Source organism: Streptomyces sp. NBC_00271, assembly GCF_036178845.1.
In the GTDB taxonomy this organism is placed as follows: domain Bacteria; phylum Actinomycetota; class Actinomycetes; order Streptomycetales; family Streptomycetaceae; genus Streptomyces.
Genome location: NZ_CP108070.1, coordinates 1173775 through 1197588 on the forward strand (window position 1 = coordinate 1173775; position 23814 = coordinate 1197588).

Below are 23814 nucleotides of genomic sequence, written 5' to 3' on the forward strand. Positions count from 1 at the left end.
CTCCTCATCCGTCAGGAGAGCCGCCACCCATGCCGTTTGCGAGATCTCAACCACGCACGCCCAGAAGGCCGTTCGACCGCACGGCCGCCGCCGTCCTGGCGACGGCCCTGGCCGCCGCCGCGACCGTCCTCACCGGGCCGCCCGCCCAGGCGGCCCCCACCGCGTCCACGACCCTGGTCGTCAACGCCGCCCAGACCCTGCGATCCGTCACCCATGTCGCCACGGGCAGCCTCTACGGTCTCGCCGACGCGAGCACCCCGGCCGACAGCCTCGTCCAGCCGCTGGAGCCGAACACCTTCGTCCAGATGGCACCCGGCGGCCACCAGTTGCCCAACGGTGAGCCACGCCCCGCCGGAGACTCCCTGGTCGTCGCCCCCAAGGCCGCCAGGGCCGGCGCGAAGGTCGTCGTCCGGATGCCCGACTGGTACCCCGACTTCCCCTACAAGTGGGTGAGCTGGAACGACTGGCTGTCCGCCGTCGACACCCAGGTCGCCTCGGTCAAGTCCTCCGGCGCCGGGAACATCAGCGCGTACGAGTTGTGGAACGAGCCCGACTGGACCTGGGACACCACCAACGCCGGTGCCTTCGACGCGGGTTGGGCACGCACGTACAAGGAGGTACGTGCCAAGGACGCCACCACTCCCCTCCAGGGCCCCAGTTACTCGGCGTGGAACCAGAGCTGGATGAGCCAGTTCCTCACCGACGCCAAGGCCAGTGGCACCGTCCCTGACGTCATCGCCTGGCACGAACTCCAGGGCAGCAAGGACATCGCCGCACACGTCTCCGCCTACCGCTCCCTGGAGAGCGGACTCGGCATCAGCCCGCGGCCGATCTCCATCGAGGAGTACGCGACACCGAGCGAGATGGGGATACCGGGCGCCCTCGTCGGCTACGTCGCCAAGTTCGAGCGGGCGGGCGTCCACGACGCGGAACTCGCCTTCTGGAACCACTACGGAACCCTCGGCGACACCCTCACCGACACCGGCGGATCACCCAACGGCTCCTACTGGCTCTACAAGTGGTACGGCGACATGTCCGGGAACATGCTCACCACCACTCCCCCGGCGCAGACCGGCATCGACGGCGCCGCCTCCCTCACCGGTGACGGCCGACAGATCAGCGTGATCTTCGGCGGAGGCACCGGTTCGACGGCCGTCACCGTCAACGGACTCGGCTCCCTGTCCGCCTTCGGCGGCACGGTCCACGTCAAGCTGGAGTACACCCCGTCCAAGGGCCGCACCACGGCCGTCTCCGCCCCGTACACCATCTCCGAGAGCGACTATCCGGTCGGCAACGGCTCCATCACCGTGCCCGTCGCGATGAACGCGTCCGACGGCTACCACCTGGTCGTCACGCCCAGCGGGACGTCCGCCTCGCTCGCCGGGCGTTATCAGATCACCAACAAGAACAGCGGGCTCGCGCTGGACACACAGAGCGCGGGCACCGCACAGGGCACCGCCGTCGTCCAGGCCACCTCGACCACCGGCACCGACCAGAACTGGACACTGGTGACGGCGGGCTCGGGCCTCTACAAGATCGTGAACCAGGCCAGTGGTCTGCTGCTCGGCGTCAACGGCATGAGCACCGCCGCCGGAGGTACAGCCCTGATCTGGGGCGACAACGGCACCGCCGACCACCTCTGGCAAGCGATCCCCGCCGACAACGGCTACTACAAGATCGCCAACTACAACAGCGGCCTCCTGCTCGGCGTCACCGACATGAGCACCTCCTCCGGCGCCCAGGTCCTCCAGTGGGACGACAACGGCACCGCCGACCATCTGTGGAAACTCACCTCGCGCTGAGTGCCCGGCCGAACACTCCCGCGCCTGCCGCCCATCGCAGGCGCGGGAGCATTGGCGTATACCTGTACGAATAACGTGAAACGGTCGAATGAATTCGGTACGCGGCGCGGGTCCCCGCGCGTGTCACAGTCCATCGGCCATCCCGTTGCCCGAGGGTGTCCCGTCCACCGTCAGATGGAGGGTGACCCAGCGTCCGACCAGGCGTTCACACCTTGACATGGCATCGCAGCGGCCGACGCCCAGCACCAGATCGAACGGCAATTCGACACGCATACTTATCGGCTCCTCGGGGAACACGCGTCGACGACAACCACCCCAAACATGCCCAGTTCAACACCCCAGTCCCCCAGCGAGCACCTCTCCTTGACCAACACAGGCGGTCCCATCGTGAGCAAGTCTTCCTTCGCCGAGCCGGAGCAATCCGAATCGCCGGTCCGATCGAAGACTCACCACCGCGAGGTGACCCATCCCGGTCCACTGCCTTCCCTCACCGGTCTGCGCTGGGTGGCGGCCCTTCTCGTCTTCTGCCTGCACACCCGCAATCTGGGCTATTTCAATGGGCAGGCCCGTCACTTCGCCGACTGGGGCTTCGGGGCGGGCTCCACCGGGGTCTCCTTCTTCTTTCTGCTCTCCGGCTTCGTCCTCGGCTGGTCCGCCCGGTCCGACGACCGCCCCACGGCCTTCTGGCGCCGCCGCTTCGCCCGCCTCTACCCCGTCCACCTGGTCACGGCCTGTATCGCGGTGTTCGTCATGGGCATGGGCAAGCCGGCCGGCAGCGCGGCGAATCTGCTCCTCGTCCACTCCTGGTGGCACCCGTGGTGGCAGACACTCGACCCCGTCAGCTGGTCCCTCGCGTGCGAGGCGTTCTTCTACGCGACCTTCCCCGCGTTCGCCCTGCTGCTGCGGCACGCCGGGGCCCTCACCGCGACCGCGCTCGCCGGCGCGAGCGTGCTGACCGTGCTCATCCTGACCCGGGCGGACCTGCATCTGGGTGTCGGCCGCACCCTGTACTCCTTCCCCGCCGCCCGGCTGCCGGAGTTCGTCCTCGGAGTCGCCGTCGCCCGCCTCGTGCTCCTCGGCCGCTGGCGCGGCCCCGGCCTGGAGGCGTCGGTCGCACTGACGATCATCGGCTACTTCCTCGTCTCCCAGGTCGGCGGATCGTATGCCTGCGTCGCCTGCACCTTGGTCGGTTTCACCTGTCTGATCCCCGCGGCCGCCCTCGCCGACGTACGCGGCCTGCCCAGCTTGTGGCGACATCCGGCCCTCGTCCGACTGGGTGAACTCTCCTTCGCCTTCTACATGGTCCACCTGCTCGTGCTGCGCGCGGGGCAGCACCTGTTCAAACCGTCGCCGATCGGCGCGATCAGCGCCTTCGCGGTGTCCCTGGCGCTCGCCTGGCTCCTGTACGAGTACGTGGAGGTACCCGCCCGGCGCTGGCTGCTGCGGCCCTTCCTGAGATCCCTGCGACGCACTCCGGTGTCACGTTGATCAGGCGGGGCTGTCCCACAGCACATGCAGGGTCGGCGGCTTGCGGAAGACGAGCCCCTGCGGGGTGGCCGGACGGGCCGGGTCGAGGCGCAGGGCGGGGAGGCGTTCGAGCAGGCGCTGAAGGGCGATACGGGTCTCCAGTCGGGCGAGGTGCGCGGCGAGGCAGTAGTGCGGGCCGTGCGCGAAGGCCAGCTGGAGACGCGCGTTCTCGCGGCGGACGTCGAACCGATCGGGATCGGGGAAGACGGCCGGGTCGCGGTTGGCGCCGGCCAGGGAGACGGTGACCAAATCACCCCGGCGGATCGTGGCCGGGCCGAGGACGGTGTCACGGGTGGCGTACCGGTCCACGACCGCCGCTCCGGGTTCGAGGCGCAGCGACTCCTCGATCGCGCCGTCCAGCAGGCCGTCGTCGTCGCGGACAAGGGCGAGTTGGCCGGGGTGTCGCAGCAGGTGCAGCAGGGCGTTGGTGATCATCGCCTCGGTGGTCTCTATCCCGCCGAACATCAGCACCGCGGCGTTGGAGGCCACTTCGGGCAGCTCCAGCCGCTCGGCGGCGGAGCCGAGGAGCGACGTCGCGCCCGGGTCGGCGACGGTGGCTTCGACGGCGGCCCGCAGCCGCGCGTACGCCTCCGCGCCCGCGGGTGCCGCCTCGTGTCCCGCGGTGATGTCCGAGACCGACCGCACGATGGAGTCGTACCAGGAGAGCACCGTGTCCGCGCTGGTGCCGACCAGCCCGAGCGCCTCGGTCACGACGGCGACGGCGAGCGGGCCGGCGAAGGCACGTCGCAGTTCGACGGCGCCCGCCGGTTCCAGCGCGGCGATGAGCCGGTCGGTCTCCCGCTCGATGAACGAGGCGAAGCCGCCGCGAACTTCCCTGGGGCGGAAGGGAGCGGTGAAGGGCTCCCGGTGGCGGGCGTGCTCGTCACCGTCCAGGGACAGCATGCTCGGGCCGACGACCTGTGCGGTGGAGAACCGGGGGTCGTCGACGGTGAAGGTCGCGGGGTCCCGCATCACGTTCAGTGCGAGATCACGGCGGGTCACCAGCCAGCCGTCCAGCTCGGGCAGCCAGGAAACAGGCTCGTGGGCACGGAGTCGCGCCAGCCGCGGATGCGGATCCGCGGCGAGTTCGGCGAGCGTGGTCGCGGCACCGAGCGGGAAGGAGCCGACGGCGCTCATCGCAAGCCTTGGCCGGGCACGAGGAATTGGATCACAACCAAGGCTAACAATCGCGCTGAGGCCGCGGCTGACGGGGCGTGACAATTTGCCGAGGCCAGTCAAGGGAATCCGGTGCGAATCCGGAGCTGACGCGCAGCGGTAAGGGTGACAGGCGGGGCAACACGAAGCCACTGGACGGCGGTCATATGTGACCGGAGTCCGGGAAGGCGCCTCGTCCGGGCGATCCCGAGTCCGAAGACCTGCTGGCGGACCGTACGAACGGGCCCCGCGCCTGGGCCCTCGACGCCAGAGAATGTCCCGTGCCCGTTGCGCGCCCAGCCCGCCGCTGTGCCCTGCTCCTTTCCGGAGCCCTGTTGCTGACCGCTTGTGGTGGCGGCTCGTCCGCCGACGGGAGCAAGTCCCCGAAATCCGCCGGTGCGGTGTCGCTCGACAACTGCGGCCGGAAGATCACGATCGCCTCCGCGCCGAAGGCGACCATCCCGGCCGGAGGAGTTCATGGACGTCGGTACCACCGTCTATCAGGGCGACACGGCGCTCGGCGTCGTCGAGGAGTTCGTGCATCTGCGGCTGGTGCCGTCGCGCGAGCATTCGCCCGAGCGGGACGAAAAGGTCGCCGCCGAGGTACGGGAGCGGATCGCGGACGAGGTGCGCCGGCCGGGGTTCCTGGCGGTGACGGCCCGCATCGGCAGTCGGCTGTGCGGCTTCGGCACCGCCGTGCGCTCCGCGGATCCCGCCCCGGAACATCCGGTACTGGGGGCGCGGCGGTCGCAGGAGTGGCTCGCGGGTGCCGTACGGATCACCGATCTCGTGGTGGCGCCCGCGGCGCGCGGCCGTGGCGTCGGCACCGGGATCCTCGACATACTGCTGCTGCCCGCCATGGACGACCGGGCCTGGGCGGTGACCGACCATCAGGACACCACGGCGCTGAACTTCTTCCGCTGCCGGGGCTGGCGCCAGACCGTGTACCCGCGGCCGGGGGCGCACCCCGCGCAGATCGTCCTACTCGCTCCACGGCACCCGACGCTGTCCGAGATCCCTGTGCTGCCGTAGTACGAACCCGGCCTGTTGATCAAGACCACCCCTGGGAGGTCAAGGTCACAGCCGCGTCCTCTGCTGCTCACCTGCGTATCTGGCCTAGCATCCGAGCATGACGGTCCTGCCTGACGACGGGCTCTCGCTGGCCGCCGAGTTCCCTGACGCGACCCATGAGCAGTGGCAACGCCTGGTTGAAGGCGTCCTGCGCAAGTCGGGCAAGGAAGTCTCGGGCGCGGCAGCGGAAGACGCCCTGTCCACGACGCTTGAGGACGGGCTGCGCGCCCGTCCCCTGTACACCGCGGACGACTCCGCGCCCGATCCCGGCCTGCCCGGTTTCGCTCCCTTCGTACGGGGCGGACGCCCCGAGGGCAACACCCTCGGCGGCTGGGACGTACGGCAGCAGCACACGGCCGCCGACGGCGCGGCGGTCCTCGCGGACCTGGAGAACGGCGTCACCTCGCTCTGGCTGGTCGCCGGTGCGGGCGGCATCGCGGTGTCCTCGCTCGGCCGGGTCCTCGACGGCGTCTATCTCGACCTGGCGCCCGTCGTCCTCGACGCGGGACGTGAAGTCGAGCCCGCCGCACGCGAGTTGCTACGGCTCTACCAGGAGCGCGGGGTCGCCAAGGAGGCGGCGCGCGGCAACCTGGGAGCCGACCCGCTGGGCCACGAGGCCCGTACGGGAGACAGCGGGTTCGACTTCGCGCCCGTCGCCGCCCTCGCGGGGCTGTGCGCCGAGGAGTATCCGGGGCTGCGGGCGCTGACCGTGGACGCGCTGCCGTACCACGAGGCCGGTGGCTCGGCGGCGCAGGAGCTGGGCAGTTCGCTGGCGACCGGCGTCGCCTATCTGCGGGAGCTGACCGAGGCGGGCCTGACCGTGCAACAGGCCGCCGCGCAGTTGGAGTTCCGGTACGCGGCCACCGCCGACCAGTTCCTGACCATCGCCAAGTTGCGGGCGGCGCGCCGGCTCTGGGCGCGGGTGAGCGAGGTCTGCGGGGCCCCGGGCGGGCAGGTGCAGCACGCGGTGACCTCGCCGGTGATGATGTCCCGCCGCGATCCGTGGGTGAACATGCTGCGCACGACGGTCGCGACGCTGGCCGCCGGCGTGGGCGGCGCCGACGCCGTCACCGTGTTGCCCTTCGACCACGCCCTGGGTCTGCCGGACGCGTTCGCCCGGCGGATCGCCCGCAACACCTCGACCATCCTGGTCGAGGAGTCGCATCTGTCCCGGGTGATCGACCCGGCGGGCGGCTCCTGGTACGTGGAGCGGCTCACGGACGAACTCGCCCACGCGGGCTGGGAGTTCTTCCAGTGGATCGAGCGGGAGGGTGGCCAGGCGGCGGCCCTGCGCTCCGGGCGGCTCGGCCGGGACCTCGCAGGCACCTGGGAGGCGCGCAGCGCGAAGCTCGCCAAGCGGCGCGAACCCGTGACCGGGGTCAGCGAGTTCCCGAACCTCGCCGAACGCCTCGTAGAACGTCCTCCCGCCCCCGTACCGCCGTCCGGCGGGCTGCCGCGGGTGCGGCGCGACGAGGCGTTCGAGGCGCTGCGGGCCCGCTCCGACGCCCACCTGGCGGCGACCGGTTCCCGGCCGCGGATCTTCCTGGCCGCCCTCGGCCCGGCCGCCGCGCACACCGCCCGCCTCACCTTCGCCTCGAACCTGTTCCAGGCGGGTGGCATCGAGCCCGTCACCGAGGGCGCCTTCGAGGACAGCGGTGCCACCGAGGTCTGCCTGTGCTCCAGCGACACGCTGTACGAGGAGCGGGCCGCGGAGGTCGCCGGGGAGCTGAAGGCGACGGGCGCCGGGCACGTGTTCCTCGCGGGCCGTCCCGGGCAGTACCCGGATGTCGACGCCTATGTCTTCGCGGGGTGCGACGCCGTCGCCGTGCTCTCCGCCACCCTCGACCGTATGGGAGTGTCCTGATGGCAGCGATGGGAATCCCCGACTTCTCCGGGATCGAGCTGGGGGTCCCGAAGGCCGACGGCGGCAGCGACGAGTGGCGAAGCGCCGTCAAGAAGGCCACGGGCGGGGCCGATCTCCTGTGGGAGACCCCGGAGGGCATCACGGTCGAGCCGCTGTACACCGGGCAGGACCTGGAGGGCCTGGACTTCCTGGGCACCTACCCGGGCATCGCCCCGTATCTCCGGGGCCCCTACCCGACGATGTACGTCAACCAGCCCTGGACGATCCGTCAGTACGCGGGCTTCTCCACGGCCGAGGAGTCCAACGCCTTCTACCGGCGCAACCTCGCGGCCGGCCAGAAGGGCCTGTCCGTCGCGTTCGACCTGCCCACCCACCGCGGCTACGACAGCGACCACCCGCGCGTGACCGGTGACGTCGGCATGGCGGGCGTGGCGATCGACTCGATCTACGACATGCGGCAGCTCTTCGACGGCATCCCGCTGGACAAGATGACCGTGTCGATGACCATGAACGGTGCGGTACTGCCCGTACTCGCGCTGTACATCGTGGCCGCCGAGGAACAGGGCGTACCGCCCGAGAAGTTGGCCGGGACCATCCAGAACGACATCCTCAAGGAGTTCATGGTCCGCAACACCTACATCTATCCGCCGAAGCCGTCGATGCGGATCATCTCCGACATCTTCGCCTTCACCTCCCAGCGGATGCCGCGCTACAACTCCATCTCCATCTCCGGCTACCACATCCAGGAGGCGGGCGCGACGGCCGACCTGGAGCTGGCGTACACGCTGGCCGACGGGGTGGAGTACATCCGGGCGGGACGGGAGGCGGGGATGGACGTGGACGCGTTCGCGCCCCGGCTCTCCTTCTTCTGGGCGATCGGCATGAACTTCTTCATGGAGATCGCCAAGATGCGGGCGGCGCGGCTGCTCTGGGCCAAGCTGGTCAAGCAGTTCGACCCGCAGAACGCCAAGTCCCTTTCCCTGCGCACCCATTCGCAGACCTCCGGCTGGTCGCTGACCGCGCAGGACGTGTTCAACAACGTCACGCGTACGTGTGTGGAGGCGATGGCGGCGACGCAGGGGCACACCCAGTCGCTGCACACCAACGCCCTCGACGAGGCGCTCGCCCTGCCCACCGACTTCTCGGCGCGCATCGCCCGCAACACCCAGCTGCTGATCCAGCAGGAGTCGGGCACGACGCGGGCGATCGACCCGTGGGGCGGCAGCGCGTACGTCGAGAAGCTGACGTACGACCTCGCGCGCCGGGCCTGGCAGCACATCGAGGAGGTCGAGGCGGCGGGCGGTATGGCCAAGGCCATCGACGCGGGCATTCCCAAGCTGCGCATCGAGGAGGCCGCGGCCCGCACCCAGGCCCGGATCGACTCCGGACGCCAGCCGGTCATCGGCGTGAACAAGTACCGGGTGGAGACCGACGAGCAGATCGACGTCCTCAAGGTCGACAACTCCTCCGTACGCACCCAGCAGATCGAGAAGCTGCGGCGGCTGCGCGCGGAGCGCGACGAACAGGCGTGCCAGGACGCCCTGCACGCCCTGACCCGGGCCGCCGAAGGCACCGGCAATCTCCTGGAGCTGGCGGTGAACGCGGCCCGCGCGAAGGCCACGGTCGGCGAGATCTCCGACGCCCTGGAGAAGGTGTACGGGCGGCACGCGAGCCAGATCCGTACGATCTCCGGTGTGTACCGCACCGAAGCCGGCGAGTCGCCGTCCGTCGAACGCACCCGCACCCTGGTGTCCTCCTTCGAGGAGGCCGAGGGCCGTCGGCCCCGCATCCTGGTCGCCAAGATGGGCCAGGACGGGCACGACCGCGGCCAGAAGGTGATCGCCACCGCCTTCGCCGACCTCGGCTTCGACGTCGACGTCGGCCCGCTGTTCCAGACCCCGGGCGAGGTGGCGCGCCAGGCCGTCGAGGCGGACGTGCACATCGTCGGGGTGTCCTCGCTGGCCGCCGGGCACCTCACGCTCGTACCGGCGCTCAGGGAGTCGCTCGCCGAGGAGGGCCGGGAGGACATCATGGTCGTGGTCGGCGGGGTGATCCCGCCGCAGGACGTGCCCACGCTCCTGGAGATGGGCGCGGCGGCCGTCTTCCCGCCCGGGACGGTGATCCCGGACGCGGCGTACGACCTGGTGCAGCGGCTGTCCGCCGACCTCGGCCACGACCTCTGACCCCCATGGCGATCGAACTCGACACCTATGTGAAGGGCGTACTCGACGGAAAGCGGGCGCTGGTGGCGCGCGCCATCACGCTCGTGGAGTCGACGAGGCCCCAACACCGCGTCCTGGCACAGGCGTTGTTGACCGAGCTGCTTCCGTACAGCGGGAAGGCGCGGCGGATCGGTATCAGCGGCGTACCCGGTGTGGGCAAGTCGACGTTCATCGACGCGTTCGGCACGCTGCTCACCTCGCTCGGGTACCGGGTCGCGGTGCTCGCCGTCGATCCGTCGTCGAGTCGGACCGGCGGTTCGATCCTGGGCGACAAGACCCGGATGGAGCGCCTGGCCGTCGACCCGGCGGCCTTCGTACGGCCCTCCCCCACCGCGGGCACGCTCGGCGGGGTCGCGAAGGCGACCCGGGAGTCGATCGTGGTGATGGAGGCCGCGGGCTACGACGTGGTCCTGGTGGAGACGGTCGGCGTCGGCCAGTCCGAGACCGCCGTCGCGAACATGGTCGACTCCTTCCTGCTCCTGACCCTGGCCCGCACCGGGGACCAGTTGCAGGGCATCAAGAAGGGCGTCCTGGAACTGGCGGACGTCATCGCGGTCAACAAGGCGGACGGACCGCACGAGCGGGACGCCCGCGCGGCGGCACGGGAGCTGGCCGGCGCGCTGCGGCTGATGCATCCCGCCGACGCGGCCTGGACCCCGCCGGTCCTGAGTTGCAGTGCCCGTGAGTCGACCGGTCTGGACACGGTCTGGGAGCGCCTCGAACAGCACCGCACACTCCTGAGCTCCACCGGCCGTCTCGCCGCCAAGCGCCGCGACCAGCAGGTGGACTGGACGTGGACGATGGTCCGCGACGAACTCCTCGGCCGCCTGCACGCCGACGCGGCCGTACGCGCCCTCGCCCCCGGCCTCGAACAACAGGTGCGGGACGGGGAGTTGACGGCCACGCTGGCCGCCGAGCGCATCCTGGGGGTGTTCGGCGGCGAGCGCGGCTGAACTGCGTACAGGGCGCACCGGATGCTGCGGTGAGCCCTGTACGCGCCCCTGTGTGCCGGGGGAAAATGCGCCATGTCGACGGTCATGTGGCTGAGGTGGCGCGTACTCGGCCGCTCATTTTCGAGAAAGCAGGTCGGCTGCCGTGCTCTTGCGTCTGCCCACGTCCGTTTCCGAAGCACAGGAGTGCATGGCCGAGGGGGCGGTGCCCATAGGCGGGGCGACCCTGATATGGGCCACCTGGCAGCGGGACGGCTTCCCCGAGCAGGCCATGTCGCTGCGCGACCTGCCGGAAGCCAACACGATCGGCCGCGAGACGCTGGGCGGGGCCGTGATACTGAACCGGATCGACGACCGCGTGCCCGAAGCACTGCGCCGGGCGGCGGCCACCGTGGGGACCGGAGCCGTGCGCCGCACGGCCACCGTCGGCGGCAACATCGTCGGGAGCACCCTGCGCTGTCTGCTGCCCGCCTCACTCGTGCTGGAAGCGCGCGCGGTGGTCCTGGATCCGGACAGCGTCTACGAGACCGACCTGACCGAGGTACTGGCCAAGGGCCACCTGTTGCTCGGCCTCCGCTGGCGCGATCCGATCACCAGCGCGTACCGCAAGCTGCCCGGCGAGGCGGGCGGTCCGCCACCGCTCGTCGTCGCCGCCGCTCTGCACACCGCCGACACCGGAGGAACGCGGCTGCGCGTCGCCGTCCGCGACGGGTACGACGTGATCACCGAGTGCACCGAGTACGACTCCGACTCCGGACAGGTCCTCGACGACCTGCGTCGCACGGCCGTCGGCGCACTGCACGCCACAGCCTGGGAAGCGGTCCACGAGCTGGTCACCGACCTCTTGTCCCGTCCCAGCGGTCGTTGAGGGCCCTCCCGAACACCGACAACACGGTCTTGGCGCTGCCGCCGTCGGCCCGAGGTCGCCCGTCGGGCAGGATGGGCGCCATGACCGAGATCCACACGCCCCGCCTCCTCCTCCGCCGCTGGTCCGACGACGACCTCGTGCCGATGGCCGACATCAATGCCGACCCCCGGGTCATGCACTGGATCGACGACGGCTCCGTCCGCGACCTGGACCACACGGCAGAGGCCATCGAACAGTGGGAGGAGGAATGGGACGAGGAGGGATTCGGCCTCTTCGCGGTCGAACTGCTGGCCTCCGGCGAGCTGGCCGGCTTCGTGGGCCTGTCCGTGCCCGAGTTCCTGCCGGAGGTACTGCCCGCCGTCGCCATCAGCTGGCGGCTCGGCTCACCGTTCTGGGGTCAGGGGTACGCCTCCGAAGCCGCCCAGGCCACGTTGGAGTTCGCGCTCCAGGACCGTGGCCTCGACCGCGTCATCAGCATCACCCGAGCGGGGGACGACGCCTCCGAGAACGTCATCCGCAAGCTCGGCATGACGCCGGAGCGCGAGACGACGCACCCGGTGTACGGCTATCCGCTGCGCGTTCACGCCATCGATCTCACCGAGTTCCAGGCCTGAACCCCGCCGAGCCGTCGATTCCCGCGGTTCACGTCCTGGTACGGTCCGGCGCGGCCGGCTGCGCGACGAGCACCTGGGTGAGCGGGATCCGGGCCAGCTGGATCGCTCCGTACAGGATCAGGGCGGCCCCGACGGTCTCGGGGATCAGCCACCAGCCGGTGCGTACCCGCTCCGCGTACAAGGTGACGCCCAGGACGAGGCTGACCAGGGCGTCACCGAGGGTGAGGGCGGGCTGGGAAGCGACGAGGGGGCCGGACTGGACGGCGTTCTGCAGGAGGAACAGCGCGCACACTCCGGCGGCGGCGAAGGCGTAGGTCTGCCAGGCGAGGAAGAACCCGGTGACGCCGCCCGTCTCCCAGGCGTGCGTGGCGTCCTTGATCAGGGCCGCGGTGAGGGCGTAGCCGATGGCCGCCGCGGCGCCGAAACAGGCCGCGCGTGCGCGTCCTGCGGGGCGTCGCAGCGCGACACCGACGGCAGCCACGACGACGCCGACGCAGCACACGATGGCCAGGATCCACCCGCCGGTGGTGGGCCGGTCGATCCCGACCGAGGGGGCGGCCGCGGCCAGCACGGTACCCAGCCCTACGGCGATGCACACCACGGCGATCCACCCACGCCGGGTCACCCGCCGCCGTAGCACCAGACCGCCGATGAGCAGCGCGAACGGCAGTTCCAGGACGAAGATCGGCTGTACGACGGACAGCGCTCCGTTGACCAGCGCCAGCGCCTGGAAGCATGCCGCCGCCATGACCGCGGCCATCCCGCCCAGCCACACCGGCCGGTGCAGCAGCTCGACGAGCAGCCTGGCGTGGAAGCCCTCGGACAACGGCACGTCCTGGGCCGCGCGGCGCTGAAGGACAGTGGCGGTCGCGTTGCTGACCGCGGCCAGCACCGCGAAGACGACGGAGAACACCAACGCCACCGGCTCGCCCCTCCTCCTCTCCCGCTCCTCTCCCGTTTCCTCCCACGGGCACCAACCGAGGAGCACACGTCACCCCCATGCTCCCGCGCCACCGCGGAGTCCGCTGCTTGGGCAGACATCTCGCTCACGCCGGTCGGCGACGCTCCGCCGCGGCATGGCCGCCATGCGCCCGACACGGTCAGCCCCCCGGCCGGAAATCACGGGTTGGCCGAGAACGTCTCCGCCTCACGAGCGGTAGGAACGGTGCCGCGTTCCTCGCGGTGGGCACCGCGCCCGCCGAGCGGGTGGTCGGCCGCACCTTCAACGCCGGAACCGGGGGCGAGATCTCCGTCGGTGACCTGGTCACGCTGATCGGCAAGGTGATGGACACGGTCATCGATGTACGCGAGGACGCGCAGCGCATCCGGCCCGCCAACTCCGAGGTCATGCGGCTGGTCGCGGACGCGACCCGGCTCGGCGAGGCGACCGGCTGGAGTCCCGGCCACGATCTGGAGCAGGGGCTCGCGCACACCGTGGAGTTCTTCCGCGACCCGGCCAACCTCGCCCGGTACAAGACCGGCATCTACAACATCTGACCCCGTCCGGCACGTCCACGAAGGAGGAGCCCCTATGCACGCAGTGATCCTGGCGGGAGGCAAGGGCGTCCGGCTGCGGCCCTACACCACCGCGCTGCCCAAGCCGCTCGTGCCCATCGGCGACCAGCACGCCATCCTGGAGATCGTGCTGCGCCAGCTCGCCACCGCGGGCTTCACCCGCTGCACGCTCGCCATCGGCCACCTCGGCGAGATCATCCGCGCCTACGTCGGCGACGGCTCGCAGTGGGGCATGGCCGTCGACTACGCCACCGAGGAGAGCCCCTTGGGCACCATGGGGCCGCTGCTCACCATGCGCGAGCGCCTGCCCGAGTCGTTCCTCGTGATGAACGGAGACGTCCTGACCGACCTCGACTACGCCGACGTCCTGAAGCAGCACCGGGACTCGGCGGCCCCGCTGACGATCGCGACCTACGCGCGCAAGGTGCACATAGACTTCGGCGTGCTGACCACCGACCAGCGCAAGGTCGTCGCGTTCACCGAGAAACCGAGCATGGACTACCGCGTCTCCATGGGCGTCTACGGGCTGTCCAGGTCGACCCTCGACGGCTACACGCCCGGGCTGCCGCTGGGCTTCGACGAACTGGTGCTCGATCTGCTCAGGGCACAGAACCCGCCGCACGCGTACGACTTCGACGGGTACTGGCTCGACATCGGCCGTCCCGACGACTACGACCGGGCCAACGCCGAGTTCACCACCCGCAAGTCGATGCTGCTCAAGGGAGCCTGACCACCGCATGCGCATTCTCGTCCTCGGCTTCACCGGCTATCTGGGCGGTCACGTCGTCGAGCACCTGCGCGCCCTGCCCGGCGCCCGGGTGTTCGGCGGCGGTCGCTCGCCCGATGCCGAGCTGGACATCGACCTGGCCACCGCCCGTACGGACGGGCTGGCGAAGACCCTGGCGTCGGCGGCGCCCGATGCCGTGATCAACTGCGCGGGCTCGACCGACGGGGACGCCGTGACCCTCGCGGAGGTCAACTCCCGTGGCCCCGCCGTCCTGTGCGCGGCGCTGCGGGAGGCGGCGCCCTCGGCACGCCTCGTCCATCTGGGCTCGGCCGCCGAGTACGGCCCCAATCCGACTGGGTGACCTGTCGGCATACCGCGACTTCGTGGACGTACGCGATGTGGCGCGGGCGGCGGTGCTCGCGGCCACGTCGCCCGGGCCCCTGCCGCACGTCCTCAACATCGGGGGCGGACGTGCCGTCCCGGTGCGCGAGCACGTACGGACACTGGCCCGCACCGCCGGGTTCCGGGGGCGGATCGAGGAGGACGGCGGCGGTTCGGCGCGCTCGGGGGCCGTGTCGTGGCAGTGCTCCGACATAGCCGCCGCCGGTGAAAGCCTGGACTGGCGGCCGTCGTACGCCCTGGAGGAGTCGCTGGCCTCGCTCTGGACGGCGGCATCCGTCCGACCGGAAGGCGGCCGGGCGCCTGGCACCGGCTGATCACGGCCGCGGCCCGTACGTACGCGGTGGTGATCAATCCCGCGAACGGTCCGGGCCCGAGCCCCGATCCGGCGTTCACGGCGGCGGCTGGAGCGCTGCGGGCGGCCGGCGCCCGCCTGCTCGGCTACGTGGACACCGACTACGGTGCGCGTTCCACGGCCGAGGTCGCGGAAGACGTCGTACGGCACCGGGAGTGGTATGGGGCCGACGGCTGCTTCCTGGACCGGGTGACCTCGGACCCGGCCGAACTGCCCGCCTGCCGAAGGCTGGTGCGGGCCGTACGCCGGCTGGGCGCCACGACCGTCGTGCTCAACCCCGGGGTGCACCCGGCGCCGGGGTACGCGCGCGTCGCCGACCTGACGGTGACCTTCGAGGGGCACTGGACGACCTATGTGTCGGCGTTCAGCAGACCGGCGTGGACCGCCCGGCACCCGCCCGACCGGTTCTGCCATCTCGTCTACGGTGTGCCCGAGGCGCTCGTACCGCTCGCCGTGCGCACCGCCCGCGAACGCGGCGCGGCGGTCTACGGTCCCGTGACGGGGGAACCTCCCAATCCCTGGGCGCAGTTGACGCCCGCGCTGAGCGAGGCCGACTGAGCCCGGGGTCGCCGCGGACGCCGGGAAGGAAGCGCGGGCGTCGACACGTGCCATGCTGGAACCGCTGATCATGGCGGAGAGCGAGGCAGAACCACAGCGTGAGGACAGCGACACGGCCGGGCCGGACGAGGATCTGGGACCGATTCGCGGCATCGGACCCCGGGCTGCTGCGGCTCATGGCCGGGCTGCGGACGGTGGGGGCCATCGCGCTCACGCTCGCCGTACTGGCGCTGCTCGGGGCCGGCAAGACTCACTTGGTTGCCGGTTCCATCTCGGCCATGGCCGCGACCTTCGCCATCAAGGAGAAGCAGCAGCGCCAACAGGCGGTCACGCTCGCGCTCGGGCTGGTCGTGGCACTCGCCGCGATGTCGCTGGGGGCGCTGCTCAGCACGCACGTGGTCGCGGGTGACCTCTTCTTCCTGGCGCTGATCTTCGCCGCCGTGTACAGCCGCCGCTTCGGTGATCGCGGAACGGCGCTGGGTCTCATCGGGTTCCAGGTCTACTTCGTGTCGCTGTTCGTCAGGGCCGGCGTCCCCGGTCTGCCGGGACTGTGCGGGACCCTGGTCGTCGCGTTCGTGTCCAGCGCGCTGGTGCGTTTCGTCGTCGTACCGGAGACGCCCGAGCGTGTGCTGCGTCGGTTGCGCGCGGCCTTCCGGGCCCGTCTGGCGCAACTGGTGTCCGCCCAGATCGAGTTGCTGGACGCCGGCCCTGACCGGGTGGAGAAGGCTCTGGAGGAGGTCAGGCGGCACACCGCCCGGCTCCACGAGAGCGCGATGATGATCCAGGGACGGCTGGCGGAGGGGACCAGTGACAGCGCCACCGCCGCGCTCGTGCAGCGGCGTATCGCCGACGCCGAGATCGCCGCCGAGCGGCTCGGGGTGCTCATCCTGACCGCCCGCAGCGCGGAACGCGCCGACACGCTCACCCTGCATCTGCCGAACGCGCCCGTGCCCGCGGCGAGTGACCGGCTCCGGGCGCAGGTCGACACCACCGCCACCCTGCGCCGTGATCTCGAGGCGCTGCGCCTGCTCGTCCTGCGTCCGGTCGCCGAGGACCGCGGCACCGGGGTGGCCCATGTGCGCAACCGGCTGCTCGGTTACCGCGACGAGGAGAACCTGCCGCGCGCCTCGGCGGCCGTCCAGGATGTCTTCCGCGGCATCGGGGAGACGGGGCGTTCCGTCCTGGGACTGCGGCTCGCCCTCGACGGGCCGCAGGACGAGTCCGACGACACACCGTCGACGACCCGTTCCCGTGAGGAGTTGGACGCCGAGGACGTCGCCATCGCCAGGGCCGAGGAGGACGAGGAGGACGCGCACGACCCCACGGGGTGGAAGCGTCCGACGACCCGTACCGCGGTCCAGGTGTCGGTGGGTTCGGCCCTGGCCATCGTCGGTGGGGAGTTCCTGTCCAGTCAGCGCTGGTACTGGGCCGTGCTGACCTGCTGGGTGGTCTTCCTGAACACGGCGTCCACCGGAGAGATCCTGGTCAAGGGGTACCGGCGGCTGCTCGGCACCGTCCTCGGCGTCGTCGCCGGTGCCCTGCTGGCGAGTCTGGTCGGCTCCCACACCTGGACCGCGTTCGGCCTGGTGCTGCTGTTCATCTTCGCGATGTTCTTCACCGCGCCGCTGTCGTACGCCCTGATGTCCTTCTTCGTCACGGCGATGCTGGGTCTGCTGTACACGCTGCTCAACACCTACAGCACCGGGGTGCTCGTCCTTCGTATCGAGGAAACGGCGCTCGGCGCCACCTGTGGTGTCATCGCGGCCGCCCTGGTGCTGCCGGTGAACACGGACCGCCGTACCGACGAGCTGCTGGCCACGGTTCTGAAGCGGCTCGGGGAGGTCACCGGTGCGGCGGTCGACCAGCTGAGCGGCGGTCCGGCGATCGAGCTGCTGGACAAGGCGCGGGATCTCGACACGGCTCTGGACGATCTACGGTCCTCCACGCAGCCGTTGACCCATCCGATCACCCCGCTGCGGGCGCGTCGGCAGACCGCGCGCTATCTCGTGGCGCTCCTGGAGACGTGCGCGTACCACGCGCGTTCCCTGGCGGCGACGGCCGAGCTGTTGCCTTACAGCAAGACCGTCGCGGCCGATCCCCGGCTCAAGCGGGCCGGCCGGCGCATCGCGCACAACATCGACGTCCTGGTCGCGCGCGTCGAGGACGACGACACCGAAGGCGTGGCCGAGACCGGCCCCAGCCTCGCGTCCATGCTGGAGACGGACCGGCCGGGTCTTCCCCGGCACGACCGCGTGACCGACCGGGTCCTGCGGCATCTGCAGCGCCTGGACGAAGGCGTGATCGGCCTCGCCCGCCCTCTCGGGGTACCGGTGTCGACCCCCGCGAACGCGGCGTCCCGGGGACCCGCCGCCTAGGTCCTGTCGTCAAACTCCCGTCGTCCGCCCGAAGGGCGGGCCTCGCGGCGTCAGGTGCGTGCTCTCGGCGTGCCGGGCGGAAGTCCTCGTACTGGATGTACTTGGGCTTTCGCCCGGTGCGGCGAGAGGGCGTGCATGGCGTCGCGAGGCAGACGGGAGTTTGACGACAGGGCCTAGCTTGATCTTTAACCCGTGCGGCGGGGGCGTGGGGTGGTTGACTTCTTCGTTCGCTGGTTCGCCGATGGTGTTTTGCGCGGTGTGTGCACGTCGTGGCGGGGTGTGGGTCGGGTGTTCTTTCGGCCCGGTGGCCGTCCGGGGCCGGGGCGGGAGTGTTTCGGTGCTTGGGCCGGACAGGCGGCTTGTGGGCGGATGTGCCGAAAGTCGCGGCGGACTCGGGCGGGGGTGAGCCTGTCCGGCGAGGTTGGTCTCTCCCAGGGCCGACGCAGGTCGGCTGCCAGCGGGCGGGCGAGCCGCAGTTGGGTGTAGGCGGCGAGGATCAGCCAGGTCCACCGGTCCGCCGCCTCGGGGGTGCGGATCTTCGGGGAGGTCCAGCCGAGGGTCTGCTTGAACAGGCGGAAGGTGTGCTCGATGTCGAAGCGTCGCAGGTATGCCTGCCAGAGACGGTCGGCGTCCGCCGGTGTGGCATCGGTGCCTGACCACCACAGCCAGACCGGCTTGGGTGTTGCTCCGCTGGGCAGGTGGGCGATGTCCAGGCGGATCACTGTTCCCTCGACGATCGGGAGGGTGCCGTCGGCGGCTGCCCAGGAGGAGCGGTGGGTCAGCTTGGGGTGGAGCCGGTTCCATGAGCGGGCGGTGGCTTGGCCGTAGAGGCGTGTGTCGGTGACGGTTTCGGTGTCCGGGGTGCCCCAGGTGTCGGGCTGCCCGAAGACGAACTCGCCTCCGTGCCGGGCCGGCCGGCCCTGGGTGTGCGGGAGCCTGGGTGGGACAGCCCTGCGTAGGACGCGGTCGGATCGCATCCGGGCCAGCACCTGCACGGGCAGGTCTTTGAGGAGGAAGCCGAGGCGGGGTGCGTCGTATCCGGCGTCCGCGACGATGAGGATGTCCGGGTCGCCCGTCTGCCACTGCCCCGCGGTGATCAGTCGCTGGAGCAGATCGCGCAGCTGCCGTGCGGTGACGGTGGCGGTGTCGTCCCCGGGCGTCAGACGCAGTGCGTCCAGCGGTGCGGTCCATGAGCTGCGGCCGGGCTCGAGCGCGCAGACGATCGAGTAGGGCCAGCCGGGGACGGGGATGTGCTGGTCCTTGCCCCGGCCGTAGGTGTGGCACAGGATCCGCTGTGGTGAGGTGTGGGCGTCGGGGCGTAGCCAGCAGGTGATGTCGATGGCCAGGACCAGCCGGCCGTCGGCAGCCCGTGGCAGTGGGACTTCGGCCAGTGCCCGCCGCAGCCGGCTGGCATCGATGCGTCCACGGGCCAGGGCGGCGTAGAGCCCGCCATGGCCTCGGCGGTGTTCGCCCACCAGCGACAGCTCAGCCAGCGACCTCACCGGTCCGTCGCCGCACAGAACGGCATCGGCCAGCTCGAACAAGCGTCCGAACGAGCGGTCAGACAGGAGTAGAACTCGCCCCGGAAGCATGACAGTTGCGCCAATGCCTCCGATCGGGCCTCGTGATGCAGCAGACTCATCCTCACGGCCTTCGTGCTGGACGTGTGTGTTCCTTGGTCGGAGCACATGTTCAGCCGAAGGCCGCTTCCGTGTACGCCGGTTACCGAACCGAGTGATCAAGTTCGACGCACCATTCGACGCCGGATGTTAAAGACCAAGCTAGGAAGTGCCGGTGGCCGCGGCCCGGGGAGTGCCGGTGGTCGCGATGTCGGGGGTCGCGGGGGTCACGACTTCAGGAATGCCGCCAGGCCCTCCAGCAGTCGTTCCACGTCGTCCGCGTCGTTGTACGGCGACAGTCCGAGGCGCAGGCCTCCGGTGTCGCCCAGGCCGAGGTGGCGCGATGCCTCCAGCGCGTAGAACGTTCCCGCGGGCGCGTGCACGCTCCGCGCCGCAAGGAAGCGGTAGGCGTCATCCGTGTCGCGGTCGTCGAAGGTCAGGAGCAGGGTGGGGGTGCGGTCGGCCGCCCGGGAGCGGACCGTGACGCCCGCGAGTGCGGCCAGGCCGTTCTCCATCCGGTCCCGCAGCGCTCGCTCGTGCCGCTCGATCGACGCGAACGCGGACCGCAGCCGGGCGCGCCGGTCGTCCGCCGGACCGGTCCCGAGTCCGGCGAGCAGGTCGACGGCGGCGCGGGTGCCGGCGAGGAGCTCATAGGGCAGCGTCCCGAGCTCGAAACGCTCCGGGACCGCGTCGGAGGAGGGCAGCAACTTGTCGGGACGCAGCGTCTCCAGCAGGGCCGGAGCGGCGGCGAGGACGCCGTGGTGCGGGCCGAGGAACTTGTACGGCGAGCAGACGAAGAAGTCGGCGCCGAGCCGTGCGAGGTCCACGAACGTGTGGGCCGTGTAGTGCACGCCGTCGACGTAGAGCAGTGCGTCCGTGCGGTGGACCAGACGGGCGATGTCCGCGACGTCGGGAAGTGTGCCGATCAGGTTGGAGGCGGCGGTGACGGCGACCAGCCGGGTGCGTTCGGTGAGCAGTTCGCCCACGGCTGAGGGCGGGAGTTCGCCGGTGGCCGGATCGAAGTCGGCCCATCGCACCCGGGCGCCGGTCCGCTCCGCGGCCTGGACCCAGGGGCGGATGTTGGCGTCGTGGTCGAGACGGCTCACCACGATCTCGTCGCCTGGGGCCCAGTCCTTGGCCAGCGCCCGGGAGAAGTCGTACGTGAGTTGGGTGGCGCTGCGGCCGAAGACGACTCCCGAGGGGTCCCCGCCCAACAGGTCGGCCATGGTTTGCCGGAACTCCCTGACGAGAGCCTCCGCGTTCGCCTCTCCCGTCGTGACGCTCCCGCGGTTCGACAGCGGGCGGGTGAGCGCGTCGGCGATCGCCGCGCCGACCGGCGCCGGCGTCTGGGTGCCGCCCGGACCGTCGAAATACGCGATGCCGGTCCGCAGGGCGGGGATCTGGGCGCGCAACGCGCCGACGTCGTAGGTCACTCGGGCTCCTTGGGCTGCTATGTCGTCCGCTCGGGGACGACGACATCAGGCGAGTTGTCCGGGCGGCAGGCTTCGGTAGTAGCTGCCGACCCGGGCAGGTATGCGGGGTCCAGGGTCTCGCGGTCGGTCCGGGAGACCGGTACCGAGGCCATCTTTCCGAACACCCACACGCCGGTGTCAGCGCCTACGGCCGCGGGTCGCCCAGCCGCCGCCGACGCCGGAGACGTGCAGGGCGAGCAGGGCCAGCCCGATGAGCATGACGTTGGTCGACGTGAAGACGTCGTTCGTCGAGAGGTCCGCGGCATTGATCAAGAACGCTATGAACAGCACGATCGCCGCAACGATTCCGAGCATGAACTCTCCTCTTCCGAAGTGGTGGTGGAGTCCGAGTGCCCCCGGGAATCCTGTCGACACCACTTCGCGCATCGGTGCGAGTCCGGCCGGCCCGGACGGGGCCGAACCGCGGGTCCTGCCGTCATCATTGAGCCCACCACCCGGGCCGCAGCTCATCGAAAGCAGACAGCAATGGCACACACCCCGGCCGCATCGACCTGTTCCCCCGTCGGAGCCGCTGCGTGAACGCGGCCCGTGTCCCGGGCCTGGTCCTGCCCCTGGTCTACCTCTGCGGGCTCGTCGCGGTCCTGGTCTGGTACTGGCGGCACCGCGGCGAGTAGAGCGACCACGGTCATCTTCGGGCGAGGTAGCTGCGTACGGTCGTTCCCGACGCGGCGGTGTGGACGCGTACGAGGTCGGACAGGAAGTGGACGAGGAGCAGGCCCCGACCGCCGAGTTGGTCCGGGCGCACCGGGCGGCGGCCGGCCAGGGGGTCGGTCAGGTGTCCCTCGTCACGCACCTCGCAGACGATCTGCTCGCTCTCGGCCCAGATCCGCAGCGTCCCCGAACCGCCTCCGTGCACCACGCTGTTGGTCGTCAACTCGGCGACGACGAGGTTCAGATCCTGCAGCCGGGGCGGCGCCATCCCCCGCTCCCGTGCCTCGCGCAGCGCGAAGTCGCGTGCGGCAGGCAGCAGTCCGGCGACGAAGCGGACCGTGGCCGCTCCCGGCGGAAACGGCAAGGTCTCGTTGTAGCGCGCGAGGACGCGTTCGGGATCGTAGGCGTGGCTGACGCCCGGCCGCCCGTCGCTGATCACCACGGGGTGCGTGGCGTGTGCGTCGGCGATCACGTCGTCGGAGAGGGTTCGGGCGTCGTACGGGCACAGGATGGTCGCGTCGCGGCCGTGGAACGCCGCGTTGATGAGGGCTTCGTGCTGGACGCAGGCCGGGTACTCGAGCGGCGTACGGCCGTACCAGATCGGCTCCCCGATGATGCGCACAGGGCGTCCGGGGTGGGCGTCGGCGAAGGATCGCAGGACGGCGGGGATGATCCGGCCGGGGTTCCGGCCGGCCTGTGTCATGTCGATCCAGCGGACCTCGTGGGCGGCCGGTCCGAGTTCCGCCTTGAGCAGCGCCAGTCGGGACGGAGGTGCCGCCACCGCCACGGGCAGACCGGTGGCGAGGCCCTCGGACACGAACGGCAGCGTGCCTTGTACGTAGTCCTGCTCGGAGCGGTACAGGAGCGCGGGGTGCGCGAACGGCTCCGCCCGGTCTCGGACGAGGGGCGACCGCGCTTCGACTTCTCCCTGCTCCATGCCCACTGGCTCACCTCGGATCCCACTGTAGGCGGCGGCGGTTGCCGTCGGTGTGCATCCGGCAGAGGGCTTCGGCGAGAAGTAGTACGGGAGCCACGTCCGGCGGGCCGCGGAACTGAGGCGTTCCGCGGGTTTCGGAGTTTGGGTGGCATGACTGGCTTGAGACGGGGCAGACGGGCTCTGTCTTCAATTCCTTCGAACGAACTGGGGTGGACCGCATGGCAGCCGTGACGGCAGCGAAGGCAACCAACACGGCACAGCAGGCAGGGACGGCACAGGAGGAGGTACTCCCCCTGATCGACGAGCCGCTGAAGATCAGCCCGAAGGACGCGCGCGCGTTGTCGCGTCAGTTCTTCGACCGGCTGGCCGTGCTGGAGGAAGGCACGCACGACTACCAGTACGCGCGCAACACGCTCATAGAGATGAACCTCTCCCTCGTGCGGTACGCGGCGGCCCGCTTCCGCAGCCGCAACCAGGACGAGATGGAGGACATCGTCCAGGTCGGCACGATCGGGCTCATCAAGGCGATCGACCGTTTCGAGCTGACCCGCGAGGTCGAGTTCACCTCCTTCGCGGTTCCGTACATCGTCGGCGAGATCAAGCGTTTCTTCCGCGACACCAGCTGGGCCGTCCACGTACCCCGCCGCCTTCAGGAGGCGCGGATCGAACTCGCCAAGGCGACGGAGGAACTGCGCACCCGCCTCGGCCGCACCCCGACCACGCGTGAGCTGGCCGCTCTGATGTCCCTCTCCGAGGAGGAGGTCATCGAGGCGCGCAAGGCCTCGAACGGCTACAACTCCTCGTCCCTCGACGCCGCGCTCACGGCGGACGACGGCGCGGACGGGGACACCGTTCTCGCGGACTTCATCGGCGAGGACGATCCCTCGCTCGAACTCGTCGACGACTTCCAGTCCCTGGCCCCGCTGATCGCCGAACTGGACGACCGTCAGCGTCGGATCATCCACATGCGGTTCGTCGAGGAGCGCACCCAGGCCCAGATCGGCGAGGAACTCGGCATCTCGCAGATGCACGTCTCGCGTCTGATCACCCGCATCATCAAGCGTCTTCGCACCGGGCTGCTCGATCCCGCGGTCGCCTGACGCGCCGCGGTC

The 23814-nt window shown here is 70.6% G+C and carries 18 protein-coding genes, 3 pseudogenes and 1 riboswitch; of the genes and pseudogenes, 14 read left to right on the forward strand and 7 right to left on the reverse strand.

Features of this window, described 5'->3' with window-relative positions; genetic code table 11:
- Positions 1-29: 29 nt before the first annotated feature.
- A complete protein-coding gene (locus tag OG798_RS05765) occupies positions 30-1802 on the forward strand; it encodes an RICIN domain-containing protein (RefSeq protein WP_267060564.1) in 1773 nt (590 codons plus the stop codon).
- 123 nt (positions 1803-1925) lie between these two features.
- Here OG798_RS05765 and OG798_RS05770 read toward each other — a convergent pair whose 3' ends face one another.
- Positions 1926-2075 (reverse strand): hypothetical protein, encoded by a 150-nt coding sequence (locus tag OG798_RS05770; protein ID WP_179857206.1) that lies wholly within the window; start codon positions 2073-2075, stop codon positions 1926-1928.
- Between the two features lie 186 nt (positions 2076-2261).
- On the opposite strand from OG798_RS05770, the gene OG798_RS05775 reads away from it, so the two are divergent.
- Positions 2262-3290: an acyltransferase family protein gene (locus OG798_RS05775; protein ID WP_257017046.1), complete on the forward strand. Its 1029-nt coding sequence runs from the start codon at positions 2262-2264 to the stop codon at positions 3288-3290.
- Here OG798_RS05775 and OG798_RS05780 read toward each other — a convergent pair whose 3' ends face one another.
- The gene (locus OG798_RS05780) at positions 3291-4466 is read right to left on the reverse strand and encodes a cytochrome P450 (RefSeq protein WP_267060565.1); all 1176 of its coding nucleotides are present in this window, start codon (positions 4464-4466) and stop codon (positions 3291-3293) included.
- A gap of 78 nt (positions 4467-4544) precedes the next feature.
- A riboswitch (cobalamin riboswitch) is annotated at positions 4545-4725 on the forward strand.
- Between the two features lie 236 nt (positions 4726-4961).
- On the opposite strand from OG798_RS05780, the gene OG798_RS05785 reads away from it, so the two are divergent.
- The 6 genes from OG798_RS05785 to OG798_RS05810 all read left to right on the forward strand — a co-directional run bounded on the left by OG798_RS05785 (position 4962) and on the right by OG798_RS05810 (position 12073).
- Positions 4962-5516: a GNAT family N-acetyltransferase gene (locus OG798_RS05785; RefSeq protein WP_267060566.1), complete on the forward strand. Its 555-nt coding sequence runs from the start codon at positions 4962-4964 to the stop codon at positions 5514-5516.
- 97 nt (positions 5517-5613) lie between these two features.
- The gene (locus OG798_RS05790; RefSeq protein ID WP_328756467.1) at positions 5614-7419 is read left to right on the forward strand and encodes a methylmalonyl-CoA mutase subunit beta; all 1806 of its coding nucleotides are present in this window, start codon (positions 5614-5616) and stop codon (positions 7417-7419) included.
- Between the two features lie 8 nt (positions 7420-7427).
- Positions 7428-9602 carry a methylmalonyl-CoA mutase gene (gene scpA / locus OG798_RS05795; protein WP_095856755.1) on the forward strand — a complete coding sequence of 725 codons (2175 nt, stop codon included), beginning with the start codon at positions 7428-7430 and terminating at the stop codon, positions 9600-9602.
- Between the two features lie 5 nt (positions 9603-9607).
- Entirely contained in the window at positions 9608-10594 is a 987-nt protein-coding gene (meaB, locus tag OG798_RS05800; RefSeq protein ID WP_121417518.1) for a methylmalonyl Co-A mutase-associated GTPase MeaB, read from the forward strand.
- A 142-nt stretch (positions 10595-10736) separates the two neighbouring features.
- Positions 10737-11459, forward strand: a complete 723-nt coding sequence (locus tag OG798_RS05805) for an FAD binding domain-containing protein (RefSeq protein WP_095856753.1) — start codon at positions 10737-10739, stop codon at positions 11457-11459.
- 80 nt (positions 11460-11539) lie between these two features.
- A complete protein-coding gene (locus OG798_RS05810) occupies positions 11540-12073 on the forward strand; it encodes a GNAT family N-acetyltransferase (RefSeq protein ID WP_095856752.1) in 534 nt (177 codons plus the stop codon).
- Positions 12074-12101: 28 nt separating this feature from the next.
- Here OG798_RS05810 and OG798_RS05815 read toward each other — a convergent pair whose 3' ends face one another.
- Complete coding sequence (locus OG798_RS05815; RefSeq protein ID WP_097226923.1) at positions 12102-12995, reverse strand: DMT family transporter; 894 nt, start codon at positions 12993-12995, stop codon at positions 12102-12104.
- Between the two features lie 248 nt (positions 12996-13243).
- On the opposite strand from OG798_RS05815, the pseudogene OG798_RS05820 reads away from it, so the two are divergent.
- From OG798_RS05820 to OG798_RS05840, 5 genes and pseudogenes are all read left to right on the forward strand, one after another.
- Positions 13244-13570, forward strand: a pseudogene (locus OG798_RS05820) (NAD-dependent dehydratase); the annotation flags it as partial.
- A 34-nt stretch (positions 13571-13604) separates the two neighbouring features.
- Positions 13605-14318: a nucleotidyltransferase family protein gene (locus OG798_RS05825; RefSeq protein WP_328756468.1), complete on the forward strand. Its 714-nt coding sequence runs from the start codon at positions 13605-13607 to the stop codon at positions 14316-14318.
- Between the two features lie 7 nt (positions 14319-14325).
- Positions 14326-15031, forward strand: a pseudogene (locus tag OG798_RS05830) (NAD-dependent epimerase/dehydratase family protein).
- 29 nt (positions 15032-15060) lie between these two features.
- The gene (locus tag OG798_RS05835) at positions 15061-15627 is read left to right on the forward strand and encodes a spherulation-specific family 4 protein (RefSeq protein WP_267060568.1); all 567 of its coding nucleotides are present in this window, start codon (positions 15061-15063) and stop codon (positions 15625-15627) included.
- Positions 15628-15725: 98 nt separating this feature from the next.
- Positions 15726-18002, forward strand: a complete 2277-nt coding sequence (locus OG798_RS05840) for an FUSC family protein (RefSeq protein ID WP_267060569.1) — start codon at positions 15726-15728, stop codon at positions 18000-18002.
- Positions 18003-18187: 185 nt separating this feature from the next.
- Here OG798_RS05840 and OG798_RS05845 read toward each other — a convergent pair.
- From OG798_RS05845 to OG798_RS05860, 4 genes and pseudogenes are all read right to left on the reverse strand, one after another.
- Positions 18188-19644: pseudogene (locus OG798_RS05845) on the reverse strand (NF041680 family putative transposase).
- A gap of 204 nt (positions 19645-19848) precedes the next feature.
- A complete protein-coding gene (locus OG798_RS05850) occupies positions 19849-21054 on the reverse strand; it encodes a cysteine desulfurase-like protein (RefSeq protein WP_328756469.1) in 1206 nt (401 codons plus the stop codon).
- A 177-nt stretch (positions 21055-21231) separates the two neighbouring features.
- The gene (locus OG798_RS05855; protein ID WP_095856747.1) at positions 21232-21408 is read right to left on the reverse strand and encodes a hypothetical protein; all 177 of its coding nucleotides are present in this window, start codon (positions 21406-21408) and stop codon (positions 21232-21234) included.
- Positions 21409-21739: 331 nt separating this feature from the next.
- The gene (locus OG798_RS05860; protein ID WP_267060571.1) at positions 21740-22702 is read right to left on the reverse strand and encodes an anti-sigma factor RsbA family regulatory protein; all 963 of its coding nucleotides are present in this window, start codon (positions 22700-22702) and stop codon (positions 21740-21742) included.
- Positions 22703-22920: 218 nt separating this feature from the next.
- Between OG798_RS05860 and OG798_RS05865 the strand changes: the two genes are divergently transcribed.
- The gene (locus OG798_RS05865) at positions 22921-23802 is read left to right on the forward strand and encodes an RNA polymerase sigma factor SigF (RefSeq protein ID WP_095858353.1); all 882 of its coding nucleotides are present in this window, start codon (positions 22921-22923) and stop codon (positions 23800-23802) included.
- Positions 23803-23814 lie beyond the last annotated feature (12 nt).